We start from the raw sequence: 12,323 nt of genomic DNA on the forward strand, positions 1-12,323 counted from the left end.
AAGTTTTATAGTGTAATGAAATGATAAACTATCAGAAATAGGATGCTGCCTATGAGGGGCAAGGTGTTTCTCTTTGCCAGTTCAATGGGCGATACACCCGCCACACCGGCAATGGCGACAATGATTCCCGCTATAGGTGACGCTGCACGTCCCATGCTGGCGGATAGTTGCAATGGGAGTATGAGGGAATAGGCTGGCATGCCCAGTTGTCCGGCAATGCCGGGTAGAAGGGGACCGAAAGAGAAGAAAGCTGCATTCCCGCTTCCCATCAGCATAGCTGCACAGAAAATGATCAAGGCGAAGACTGCCGCGATGGCGATGCCCGAAAGGCCTATATGTGTGGAATAATTGACCAGTGAGTCGATAAATCCGAGACTGATAAGTCCTTTTGAGAAGATCTCGGATGCCACAATCAACGTCACCACACTCGCAAAGACATTTCCCATTCCCTTCCAGAAGCTGGAGAAAGCATCGAACGTTTTCCGTATATTGCGTGTGTGGCAACCTACGAATAGGAGCGAGGTGAAAAGAGAGAACATCATTGCTGTAGTTGTATTGAGCGTGATGGGCGGTTGGAACAAACCTACATAAGGTGAAAAAAGAATGAGAAGTGCCAGTGGAAGTACGGGAAGTAAAGCGAATATCAATGGAATATCCGGTTTGGCGGAAGTTTGCGGAGTCTCTGCCTTTTCGCTTTGTTCCGTATGCTGCCTGGCAGCTTCTTTTTTATCGAAATACCTATTGTTGAAATAAAATAGTGTCATGACTACCAAGGTAGTAGGGAGAACCAACGGCAACTGATGGGTAATGAAATAAGCTACATTGGTCTGCTCGATAAGCTCGGCGGCAAGGGCTGTGTTTGCTGAACCGGGGCCTTGATCGAAAAGCGTTGCGGCGGCTATGACAGATAGTGCTGTCAGTCGGCTCACTCCCAGTCCGATAAGAACGGGATAGACGGATGCGACAAGTAACAGTCCTAAACCCGCTGCTGAAGGTGTTGTAATAAATAGTAGTTGGCCGATAGGAATGGTGACAGTGGCTGCCAGATAGGGGTAACGGCGGAAGAAGCCAAGTGGTTTCATGGAAATATGCACCAGGGCATTGGTGGCTTGTATGTGGTTCATAAAGGCTACATAACCGCCGATAGTCATAATCATCAGTCCTGCGCGGGAGAGGTTGCTGATAAATGTTTCCTCCACTACCTTCACCAAGTCGAAAACAATGCTGCCGGTAGGCTTGATCGGAATAACCGGTTGGATGTTGAGCACAAGGGCAAATGTCAGCATTATGAGTCCGGCCAACATCAATACTCCTTGCGGATTGAGTTTCCGGTAGAGGTAAATGGCAGTGAAAGTGGTCACTACAATACAGAGTAGGAAGGCTATGACTGACATATCTTGATGGGTTCTAAGTTTATAAATAGAGCTGGAGTAAACATGCACACGATGAAACGGACTACAACGGATTTTACTTTGAGAGTTATTATCAGTTTTATGTATATCGGTATCAGTCCGTTTACATCCGTTTCATCTGTGTGCTGTTCTTTTATAGATATCCCGGATTATTCTCCAGTTGACGACCAGTATTAGAGTCTATGAACTCTTGTGGAATCGGGAAGAGTACCGGAGTTTCGTACGTATTCATGCCTCGTGCATCACGTCCGGCAATCTCATTCAACTGGCGCATACGGCGTTTGAAGTAATTATTCACGTCGCGTTCATCTCCGCCTTTTTCCTGGCTCACGCGAATCAGGGTATGGCGGCGTTCTTCTTCCGAAAGGAGTTCGCGGCTACGTTCGTCCAGAATGAAGTCGAGTCCTCCTGCGGTTAGTTCGGCTTCCGTGATACTGACTGCGTTGGAGCGGTTACGTACTTTATTAATCCACTTGATGGCTTCGCCTGCCTGATTGTTTTTCAGCAGAGCTTCCGCATAAAGCAGGTAGGTGTCTGCCAGACGGAGGTAAACGATGTCCTGATAGCATCCGTCTTTGTCACCGTTCGCCATCAATGGTGCTACGTAGTCCCATTTGCGGGTGGTAGGCCAGTTGTACTTCTTAATAGTGGTCTTGTTGTCATCCAGCATGGCTGCGCTTACGATGGTATCTACTACCATTTTCCCGTTATTCAGATATTCCGTGACTTTGCCATCAGCACCTTTTTCGTTGATGGTCCATACCACTGCGTAATCGGATACGCGGTCATCCTTTGTGCCCTGGTCTTTGTAGTTATAGAGGCGGAAAGCACCCCGTGAAGGCACGCAACGTCCGGCACCTTTACCACCGTTGTTTATCCAGAATACCTGAGGCCAGGTGGCTGTACCGCTCGTATAGTCAGGGTCTTTCATATTGCTCTTGTTGATGACGCCATCATTGGAATAATAGTTCTTATAAGTACTCTTCATATATACTTCAGCCGTACCGAAAGCACTGTTTTCCGGTTCTGTATTAACAAAGGCATACAGTACTTCCGTATTTCCGTCCGCATACATCGGCGTGCGGAATACATCGATGAACGGGCAACCGGGATTGGAGGCGTTCTTGCCGAAGCGGGTAGTCATCAGGCTGTATTCCGTACCTTCTACCAGTGGCTTCAATACTTCGGCAGCTTTACCCGGCTGGTCCATAGCCAGATATAATTCGCCCAGATAGTGACGTGCTACGGCTCCCGAAATTTTGCTGTTGTTCTCTTCGCGGAGCGGCAGGTTGTTCATTGCGAATATGAAATCCTGTTCCATTACTTCGCGAATCGATTCTACGGAGTTGCGTTCCCAGTCGTTACGATAGTTCATGCCTGTAATCTCTTCGGTTGACAGAGGCACGGCACCGTATGAATAAGTCAGGTGGCGATAGGCCCATGCGCGGAAGAAGCGGGCTTGTGCTATAATCTTATTTTTATGGGCGGCAGCTTCTGATTCTGTTCCTTTCCAGTCGATGCCGCTGCCTTCAGCACGCGAAATCACCATGTTGGCGGTGTTGATGAGACGGTAGCACCATTGGAAAATGTTCTGGAATATCTGTAAATCAGTCTGGTTGATTTGAGACGGATAGTACATATACTTAAAGTCGCTGTGTGAGTTGTTGCTCCATGAGTTGTCGACACCGCAACCCCATGCTGAGTGTAGTACGAGTGGTAGACCACCACCCAGCGCATCGGCGCGGCGGTATTCGTTGCGCATCATTCCGTTGAGAGTGATTACCATGGACTGGAATCCGCTGTAATCTACTAACAAGTTTTCGGGATAGAGTGAAGCACGTGGGTCTTCCTCCAGGAAACTGGTTTCGTTGCATCCGGTGGTGCAGAGCACAAACAGTGCTATCAGTGTATATTTTAGCTTTTTCATACTTTTCTCTTTTTTAGCGGTTTATAAATCAAGTTTCAGACCGAATGTGAATGAACGCACCTGCGGCGTGGACTGTTGGTCACTGATGAATTCCGGATCCAGACCGGTCCAGCTTGTCCAGGTTGCCAGGTTCTTGATGTTCATGTACACTTCGAGGCGGTTCAGGGAAATCTTCTTTAACCAACGCTGGGGAATGCGGTATCCCAGAGTGATGTCCTGTACCCGGAGGAAGTCGGTCTTTTCGTAGAAGCCTGCACCCATCGGATTTACAGAAGTATCCAGGGAATTCTTCGGATACTTGTTGGTCGGATTTTCTGGCGTCCAGAAGTCTACCATCAAGCGGTTCTGACGGTAAGAGTTGTGAGACACATCGTAGAGCCAGTTGTTGGCAGTCTGTCCCAATTGTGCATTCAGGAATACGCTCAGACTTACATTCTTGTAACGGAAAGTATTTGTCAGCCCCATCGTTACTTTAGGGATAGCCGAACCGATGATTTCCTTGTCTGCCGGGGTGATGTCGTTCACACCATCCTTATCGTGATACTTCATGTATCCGGGGATGGAGTAGCGATAGTTAGAATCTTGCTGGCCGTTGGGGTTTGCAGGGTCGGTAATCTGCCAGATGCCGATGAAGCGGTAGTCGTAGTTCACACTGATAGGTTGGCCGATGAACCATCTGGAACCGACATCATCCATCGGTTTGCCGTCAGCATCATAGAGACCTACGTTCACAATCTTTGTTTTATAGTGTGACAGGTTGAAAGTAGTGGACCATTCAAAATTCTTCTTGGTGATATTGTTTGATGTGATTTGCAGCTCCAAACCGCGGTTCTGAGTCTCACCGATATTTTCGGTGATGTTGCCAGTTCCGTTAATGGTAGGAATGGAACGGTTCAGCAACAGGTCGTTTGTCTTTGACCAGTACATATCAAATGTTCCCTGAATACGACCACTCCACAATTGGAAGTCAATGCCGGTATTGACGGACTGTGTTGTTTCCCATCCTAATGAAGGAGAAGCCAGTTTGGAAGGGTAGAAACCGTAGCTCGGTGTGTGGTCATCTTTCAGATAATTGAAAGTTGAAAGTTCGGGTAAGGTAGTGTAGGCACCCACTGCTTCGTTACCGTTCTTACCCCATGACAGACGATATTTCAGGTTGCTTACGACTTTTGCCAACGGGCTTGCCTGGAAGAAATGTTCGTTAGATATATTCCAGCCGATAGCCATAGAAGGAAATACACCGAACTTGGATTTGCTGCCGAATGCAGAGTAACCGTCACGGCGTGCAGTCAGCGTCAGCAGATAGCGGCTGTCGTATGAGTAATTCAGACGCGCCATCTGTGAAATGTGGTTCTGCTTGGTATAGCTGGAACTACCGGACATGGTGGCTGCTTTGGAAATCTGATAATAATACATCACGTCGTTTGGGAAATCTTTTCCTTCCATGCCGTTACCCTCTTTCTCATAACTTTGAGCGGAATATAATCCGGTGAAGAAGATGCGGTGTTTACCGAATTCGCGGGTATAGGTGATGATATTTTCCAGAATCCACTCTTGTGAATGCCAGTCGTCGGTGTTCAGAATACCGTTGGAACGTGCGCCGTAGTAAGTATCCATTCCCTGATATTGTTTCCAACTGCTGTTCTGATAGGTATAACCTGTGTTCAGTTTGTAGCTTAATCCCGGAACAAACGGCAGTTTAATTTCAATGACGTTGTTAGTGATGACTTTGGAACGTATGTCATTGCTTTTGTTGTTGAGGCTGCTCAACGGGTTTACAGAGAAAGCTTCGCTGGAGTCTTCCCAAGCAGCAGAACGAATATTACCTTCTGCGTCATAGGCTTCTGCCAACGGGTTCATCCGGAAAGCTCTGGAGAAGGAGGCACTACTGCCGCTACGGTCGTAACGGCCCAATTGTGTACTGGTGGAGAATTTAAACCAGGAAGTAAACTCCTGATCCAGATTGAAGCGGATATTATACCGTTTGAATTGATTGCCTACAGCCGTACCCTTTACGTCCGTATAGTTCAACGAAACAAAATAATTCGTTTTGTTCACTCCGCCACGGAGCGAGATGTTATGCTGCTGCTTGAAGCCGGTGCGGGTTGCAAGGTCCAACCAGTCTGTATCCATTCCAGCCTCATGCATACGTAGTTCAGTAGCAGTCATAGAGCCCATCCACGGTTCCGGATTACTTTCTGTCGGAGGAGTGGTATTGGCATTTCGCAAAGCTTCTGTCTTGTATTTCCAGAACTCGGCGCCATTCATGAGGCGGGGAAAGTTTATTGGGTCATCAATGGTGACGTATGTATCATAAGATACGACTAATTTTCCTTTCTCACCCCTTTTGGAGGTAATTAGAATTACACCATTCGAACCGCGGGCACCATAAATGGCAGCCGAGGAAGCATCTTTCAGCACTTCGATAGACTCAATATCATTCGGATTGATTTCCGACCAGGGACCATCGAAAGGAATACCATCCAGAATAATCAACGGCTTGTTGTCTGCTGTGATTGAGTTCTCGCCACGAATACGGGTTTTAGTGGAAGAACCTTCCGCATTGGTTCCGGTCACTGAAATATTCAGACCCGGTACGGCTCCTTGTAAAGATTGAATAATGTTGGTCTGCGGGCGGTTCTCTAATGTTTTGGCATTTACGGAGGCAACCGCACCTGTCATGTCCGACTTGCGTTGTACACCATATCCCACTACCACCACTTCATCCAGCATTTTGGTGTCTTCCTCTAAAATGATGCTGATAGGTTTGGTTCCGTTGACTTTTACATCTTGGTTCAGATAGCCGATAAAGGAGATTTCGAGTGTAGCCCCGTTGGGCACATTGACTAATGAGAAATCCCCGTCTACATTGCTGACACTTCCTGTACCTGTGCCCTTCACAATGACGTTAGCTCCGATGATGGGTTCACCCTTTTCATCTTTCACGTTTCCGGTAACTGTGACTTGCTGTTGTGCAAATACATTTGCCGAAATGAACAGTAACAAAGCGCAGCAGGCAAAAATGAGTCTGCATGAGCGTTTTTCTTTTCTTTTGTTCTTCATGATTAATCTAATAGTTAACATAAGTTTTTAGTTTGAATCTCTGTGGCAAAGATATGTGCAATAGTAGTTGCTTACTTCGCAAGGTAAACAGGCAAAGTAAACTGTTAAAAGCGGTAAGTGATTGATTATTAGTGGTGGTTGGTGTGGAATAAGAGAGTCGGAAGTAAACTCTCCAATCCTGAACGGTAGTGGAAAGTAGGGATTAGGCTTTGTGTTTTCCGAGCTTTTTCACAGCATTAATGAAATCTTCTTTCGGGACGATGGATTTGTTGCGAGTGCGAAGTCGGTTGTTATAAACAGTTTGTGCAGAGCAATGAAGGAAGTCTGCTATTTTCACGCTGTCCGTAATGCCGAGTCTTATCAATGCATGTATGCGCAGTTCCGTATTCAGCAATTCACCTTCTTTCAATTCAATCCGTTCTTCGGGCAGAAGCAAGGCATTGAAGTCTTCTACGAAATTGGGGTAGAGGTGGAGGAAGATAGTATCGAAGTGCTGATAGAATTCTTTCAATTCATTGGAGGCCATGGTTGAAGGATCGGTCATTGTCTTGACATCTTCTATCTGGCCTACCTTAAGTTTCCGGTTGATGTTTTTGCGGAATTCTTCCAATTTGCTGATGTAAGTGGAACAGATGTTGAATACATACCCGATGTATTCCTCTTTTACGTAATTGGATTCCCGTAATTGGGAGTTTACTTCTTTTAATTGGGTATTCAGGTCTTTCAACTGGTTGTTTGCCGCTTCGAGGCATTGATGGGCAGTGGAGAGGGCATCCATATTGACTGAGAGCTTCTGGTTAGTATTGTCCAACCTCATATTGGTTTCTTTCAGTCGGCGCATTTGCTTACGGATGAACAAAAAGGCACCTATAAGTACAAGGAAAAGTAAACTAACGGCGATGAGGGAAGCCTGGAGCCGCTTTTGCTGTGTGCGGTCCCGTTCCTGATAGGCTTTATAGATTTGATTTTGCAAATGAGACATTTTGATTATCCGCACCCGGTTGTGGAAAAACATGGCTTTCTGGGAACAGTAGGCAATATAGTTGTATGCACGGTCTATTTTCCCGTGCCTAAACAAGTATTCCGCTATTTCCTGCAACGAGCCTATATCCCCGTTGACACACCGGATATCTGCCATAGCGGAGAGAATCAGATTTTCCAGATATTTACTTTCATCATTCTCACTCCGGTAGATGGCGGACAGGTTATAAGTAGCGATGGAATATTTACGGCTATCATTGGGCAGTATCCGTTTGTTATGCTCCAGTGCTTGTTTTACGGGAGCTATCTCAGGACTTCCAAGGTAGAGCCACGCCCGAGTGTTCCAGTAGCGCAATTCATCGGGAGTAGCAGTGTTGAGTACTGAGTCCCGATAAATCTTTTGGAGATTATTGTAGTGTTCCGATAAATGGGAGTTTTCACCGGAATAGTCCCTTAGGCGGGAATAGAGCGTACACAAACGACCAAAATACTCAGAACGGAGATTCTGAGGCAATTCTTCCGAACGGATATCGCTTACGGCTTTCAGCGCTTCGGTCAGAAGTCCGGAAGATGTAAGGACGAAAGATTGTTCGAGCAAAGATACCACTTCCCAGGTGCGGTTATTGGTTTGCCGTGCCAGCCGTATGTTTTTATTGATGTAGTGCAAAGCTGAATCCGCATCATATACCCGGTACTCTAAATAAATCATTCGATTCATTGCATAGAGCTCCTTCACATCTTTTACCTGGTTACGTTGTTTCTTCAACTGCATGATGCGTTCCTCTTTTACTTTCACAAAGAAATCCTGATGGGCTAACAGGCTATCCAGGGAGTAAAGAAGTTTTTTGTTTTCTTCAAAACTGCGTTTGAAATTATCGGCAGATGCCATTGCTGGAAAAAGAAAACAAAATACGAGTATGGAGAGGACGCTTTTCATGGCGCTATAGTCCTAATACATTCGACTGTCTTTCGTTAGGCTGGTTACCATATTGTCCATTGAAGGCTTGTACTTCTTTCGGATTTAGTTCCAATGCTATCTTTGTATCTTCAACCGAACCATCCTTATCACCATTCAATAGCTTGGCACGGCCGCGTTCGTGGTAGGCCTGCGCAAAGTTAGGATTCAGCTCTATGGCTTCATCAAAAAGTGCGATGGCTTCCGGAAGTTTTTTTTGCTCGATGTAAAGCTGTCCCAGATAGAGGAAACCTTGCTCATTGAAAGGATTCAGTTCGGTTACGTGAGAATAATCGGCTTCTGCTGCCTCTGCATCACCGGTGGCTTCTTTTATTTTTCCGCGTAGCAAGAGGGCGTTTTCGTCATCTGCATCTTGTGCCAATATGGCGTCAATGTCCTCCATGGCTTCATTGTACTGCTTCATCTTAGTTAGAGCTTCAGCACGTAAAAGGCGGGCTTCGGTGAAATCATCTTTCAGAACGATGGCTTTGGTGAGGTGGGCGATACTCATAATGCCGTCATCCATTCCCTGTTTGGCCCTTCCCAGAAGGTAGTGCGCCATGGCATTGCCCTCTTCAATTTCAATGGCTTTCTGTGCGGCTTCGGCCATAGCCTGATAATCTTCTTGCAGGTAGCATACATTGGCAAGGGTGAGGAAAGTGGAAGTATGTTCCGGTTCCAGCTTTGCCATACGTTCCAAAAGCTCATGTGCTTCACTGAGGGCATTTGTCTGGATGTAAACCTGACTGAGATAGCTCATGGTCTCAAAATCATCCTGGATTGCCAAGGCTTCGGTGAAGCATTTGATGGCGTAGTCCGGGCGTCCCATGCGCTGTGCACGCATGCCGTCATACTTGAATATTTCAAAGTTCTTCTGCTCGTTTTTCTGTTTTTCAGTTTCCGGTTTGTCTTGTTTACCGGAGAAGAAAGATTTAAAGAATCCCATAATTATGTATGTCTTTGATATTTTGTTTCTATTCTTTTGCAAACTTACATAAAAATCTTGTCTTCATACCAAGAACTCCACCGAAAAAGAGAAAAACATTCCCTAATATGTTGATGGTATCATTTAAAATTTGTTCTTTTGCGCCGCATTTATCAAATTAAATAATCATCTTTTAAAAACACAAGAATGAAAAAGACTATTATGAAGTGGACCCTCCTTCTCGTATGTATGGTGGTGGCCATGCCTGCAATGGCTCAGTTTAATGTGAAAGCACTGAAAGGTGCAGCAAAAGCCGTGAAAGCGGTGACTTTGACGGATGCCCAGATGACGGAGTATGTGAAAGAGTACATCGACTGGATGGATACTCACAATCAGGTGTGTGCTGATGATAATGAGTATGCTATCCGCCTGAAAAAGTTGACTGACGGCTTGACGGATGTAGAAGGAATTCCTTTGAATTTTAAGGTTTACTATGTGATAGACGTCAATGCCTTTGCCTGTGCAGATGGTAGTGTGCGTGTCTTCTCTTCTCTTATGGACATCATGACGGATGAAGAGTTACTGGGTGTTATCGGTCATGAAGTTGGACACGTGGCACACAAGGATTCTAAGAATGGTTTCCGCACAGCATTGCTGACTTCTGCCCTGAAAGATGGTATTTCTTCACAAGGCGGTACGGCTGCTAAACTGACAGACTCTCAGTTGGGTGACCTGGGAGAGGCATTGGTGAATTCCACTTACTCACAAAAGCAGGAACGCAGTGCTGACGATTATGGTTATGAATTCCTGAAGAGCCATGGCAAGAACCCCTGGGCAATGGCTTTGTCTTTCCAGAAGTTGAAGAAATTGCAGGAAGAAGCCGGTGCACAAAAGAGTAGTAAACTGAACCAGTTGTTCTCTACCCATCCGGATTTGGATGCCCGTATCAAACGCATGGAAGAACGTGCAATCAGCGAAGGTATTGAGAAACCGGCAGCAGAGTAATTTTTTGAAATAATCCTGTTGAATAATTGTTTCTTTCTGTAACGGTTATGAATCTTTTCACCACAGAGGACGCAGAGTTTTTATACTTCTTATTCAGAGATAATTATAACCTCTGTGCCCTCTGTGGTGAAGTAGTTCCTTTCTATTAGGTTTGCAGTATTCCATTTATAGAACTAATCCTCCCTTCTTCCAATAGCTGGTGTACAGCTTCGGTCAGAAGTTCTTTATCTACCAATATTTGTTCGGCGAGGTTTGCCGGAGTGACTGATTCTTCCGCAAGAAGTTGGAGCACTTTATCACGTAACTCTTCCATTGAAATCTCCTGTGGTACTTCTTCTGCATGGTGGCTGAGACAAACATCGCATATCCCGCAGTTGTGTTCATTCTTCTCGCCGAAATAACGTAACAGCATACGGCTGCGACAAATAGTGTCAGTCGTCACATAATCTACCATTGCTCCGATTCGGTTTTCGTACCGTTCTTTACGTTCTTCATATACACTGCGTGATATTTGCAGTTGCTGCATGTCTATGCGTTCACGCGTATATATAATATAAGGTGTCTTCTTGTGGGGAATATAGTGGATGATGTGCATTTTAGACAAGCGTATCAGCATATCGTACACCCGTTGTCGGGTCAGCCCGCTACGCACAGCGAGCGTATCTTCATTGATAAAAATGTAGTCTGTAAACACACCGGTATAGGAGCGCAGGACGACTTGGATAAGCTTATCCATATCCTCTCCTAATTCCCGCAACTTGTATAGTTCGTCACGGCGCACGGTGAAGTAGAGGCGGGAAGCATTATCCTGTTCATCAGTATATTCCAGATAACCTGCCTGTGTCAGAATCTTCAATGCACTGTGGGCAGGCACAGGGAAGTACTTGAACTTCCGGCAGAAATCTTCCAGACTAAACTCTCTGACGCATCCCAGACCATCACCCATAGCCATCTGGTAATAATATTGTAAGTGTTCGTACACCTGTTTGATGTAATCTTTCTCCGGGAAAGTATCCGGAATACGTTTATGGAGGGTAATCTTATCCGATTTGCCATACAAGGTAACGGCGTATGCCTTGTCGCCGTCACGTCCTGCACGTCCCGCTTCCTGAAAATAGGCTTCGATAGAGTCCGGCAGGTCAAGGTGGATGACGATGCGCACATCCGGTTTGTCAATACCCATGCCGAAAGCGTTGGTGGCAACCATCACCCGGCTTTCGCCCTTCTGCCAGCGGTGCTGGCGCACATCTTTGGTAGCATCATCCAGGCCGGCATGGTAAAAGTCGGCGGTGATGTCTTCATGGATTAAGAGTTCGGTGATCTCTTTAGTCCGGCGGCGGTTGCGTACGTAGACGATGGCACTACCGGGCATACGGCGCAGGATATGAAGCAATTCCCCAGTCTTGTTCTCCGTTTTGCGAACTATATAAGCAAGGTTCTTGCGCTCGAAGCTCATACGGAAAACATTCTCCTTCTTGAAGCACAGCCGTTCCTGAATGTCTTTCACTACTTCGGGCGTGGCGGTGGCAGTAAGTGCCAGTACGGGGACGTTCGGCAATAAATCGCGTATTTCGGCTATTTTCAGATAGGCGGGGCGAAAGTCGTACCCCCATTGCGAGATGCAGTGGCTCTCGTCTACGGTAATCATACTGATATTCATCTTCCGTAATTTGGTACGGAAGATTTCAGTGTCCAGCCGTTCGGGAGATATGTACAGGAACTTGTAATTGCCGAAGATGCAGTTTTCTAGAGTGGTGATGATTTCCTGTCGGGACATTCCGGAGTAGATGGAAAGTGCTTTGATACCCCGTTTCCTCAGGTTCTGTACTTGGTCTTTCATCAGAGAAATCAAGGGGGTAACCACCAGGCAAAGTCCCTCTTTGGCAAGTGCGGGCACCTGAAATGTGATGGATTTACCGCCACCTGTAGGCATCAATCCTAATGTATCCTTACCCTCGCCAATGCTGTTGATAATATCTTCCTGTATACCGCGGAAGTTATCATATCCCCAATATTGCTTTAAGATTTCCTTGTACATAGAAGTGAAGAATGAAG

The 12,323-nt window shown here is 46.0% G+C and carries 7 protein-coding genes; 1 reads left to right on the forward strand and 6 read right to left on the reverse strand.

Going from position 1 to position 12,323, the window contains the following annotated elements:
• Nucleotides 1-5: 5 nt before the first annotated feature.
• From dcuC to HMPREF9447_RS14450, 5 genes are all read right to left on the reverse strand, one after another.
• Entirely contained in the window at nucleotides 6-1,394 is a 1,389-nt protein-coding gene (gene dcuC / locus HMPREF9447_RS14430; RefSeq protein WP_009130469.1) for a C4-dicarboxylate transporter DcuC, read from the reverse strand.
• Nucleotides 1,395-1,545: 151 nt separating this feature from the next.
• Complete coding sequence (locus HMPREF9447_RS14435; RefSeq protein WP_009130470.1) at nucleotides 1,546-3,339, reverse strand: RagB/SusD family nutrient uptake outer membrane protein; 1,794 nt, start codon at nucleotides 3,337-3,339, stop codon at nucleotides 1,546-1,548.
• Nucleotides 3,340-3,360: 21 nt separating this feature from the next.
• Complete coding sequence (locus tag HMPREF9447_RS14440) at nucleotides 3,361-6,402, reverse strand: SusC/RagA family TonB-linked outer membrane protein (RefSeq protein WP_244267624.1); 3,042 nt, start codon at nucleotides 6,400-6,402, stop codon at nucleotides 3,361-3,363.
• A gap of 202 nt (nucleotides 6,403-6,604) precedes the next feature.
• Nucleotides 6,605-8,320, reverse strand: coding sequence for a DUF6377 domain-containing protein (locus tag HMPREF9447_RS14445; RefSeq protein WP_044138204.1), 1,716 nt, complete (start codon nucleotides 8,318-8,320; stop codon nucleotides 6,605-6,607).
• 4 nt (nucleotides 8,321-8,324) lie between these two features.
• A complete protein-coding gene (locus HMPREF9447_RS14450) occupies nucleotides 8,325-9,284 on the reverse strand; it encodes a tetratricopeptide repeat protein (RefSeq protein ID WP_009130473.1) in 960 nt (319 codons plus the stop codon).
• Nucleotides 9,285-9,470: 186 nt separating this feature from the next.
• On the opposite strand from HMPREF9447_RS14450, the gene HMPREF9447_RS14455 reads away from it, so the two are divergent.
• On the forward strand, nucleotides 9,471-10,268 hold the full coding sequence (locus HMPREF9447_RS14455) for a M48 family metallopeptidase (protein WP_009130474.1): 798 nt from the start codon (nucleotides 9,471-9,473) through the stop codon (nucleotides 10,266-10,268).
• 145 nt (nucleotides 10,269-10,413) lie between these two features.
• Here HMPREF9447_RS14455 and HMPREF9447_RS14460 read toward each other — a convergent pair whose 3' ends face one another.
• Nucleotides 10,414-12,306 (reverse strand): RecQ family ATP-dependent DNA helicase, encoded by a 1,893-nt coding sequence (locus HMPREF9447_RS14460; RefSeq protein ID WP_009130476.1) that lies wholly within the window; start codon nucleotides 12,304-12,306, stop codon nucleotides 10,414-10,416.
• Nucleotides 12,307-12,323 lie beyond the last annotated feature (17 nt).

This window comes from Bacteroides oleiciplenus YIT 12058 (assembly GCF_000315485.1).
Lineage (GTDB): Bacteria > Bacteroidota > Bacteroidia > Bacteroidales > Bacteroidaceae > Bacteroides > Bacteroides oleiciplenus.

Coding starts and splice junctions, on each gene's coding strand:
- dcuC (WP_009130469.1), bottom strand. CDS start 1,394: ATGTCAGTCATAGCCTTCCTACTCTGTATTGTAGTGACCACTTTCACT.
- HMPREF9447_RS14435 (WP_009130470.1), bottom strand. CDS start 3,339: ATGAAAAAGCTAAAATATACACTGATAGCACTGTTTGTGCTCTGCACC.
- HMPREF9447_RS14440 (WP_244267624.1), bottom strand. CDS start 6,402: ATGAAGAACAAAAGAAAAGAAAAACGCTCATGCAGACTCATTTTTGCC.
- HMPREF9447_RS14445 (WP_044138204.1), bottom strand. CDS start 8,320: ATGAAAAGCGTCCTCTCCATACTCGTATTTTGTTTTCTTTTTCCAGCA.
- HMPREF9447_RS14450 (WP_009130473.1), bottom strand. CDS start 9,284: ATGGGATTCTTTAAATCTTTCTTCTCCGGTAAACAAGACAAACCGGAA.
- HMPREF9447_RS14455 (WP_009130474.1), top strand. CDS start 9,471: ATGAAAAAGACTATTATGAAGTGGACCCTCCTTCTCGTATGTATGGTG.
- HMPREF9447_RS14460 (WP_009130476.1), bottom strand. CDS start 12,306: ATGTACAAGGAAATCTTAAAGCAATATTGGGGATATGATAACTTCCGC.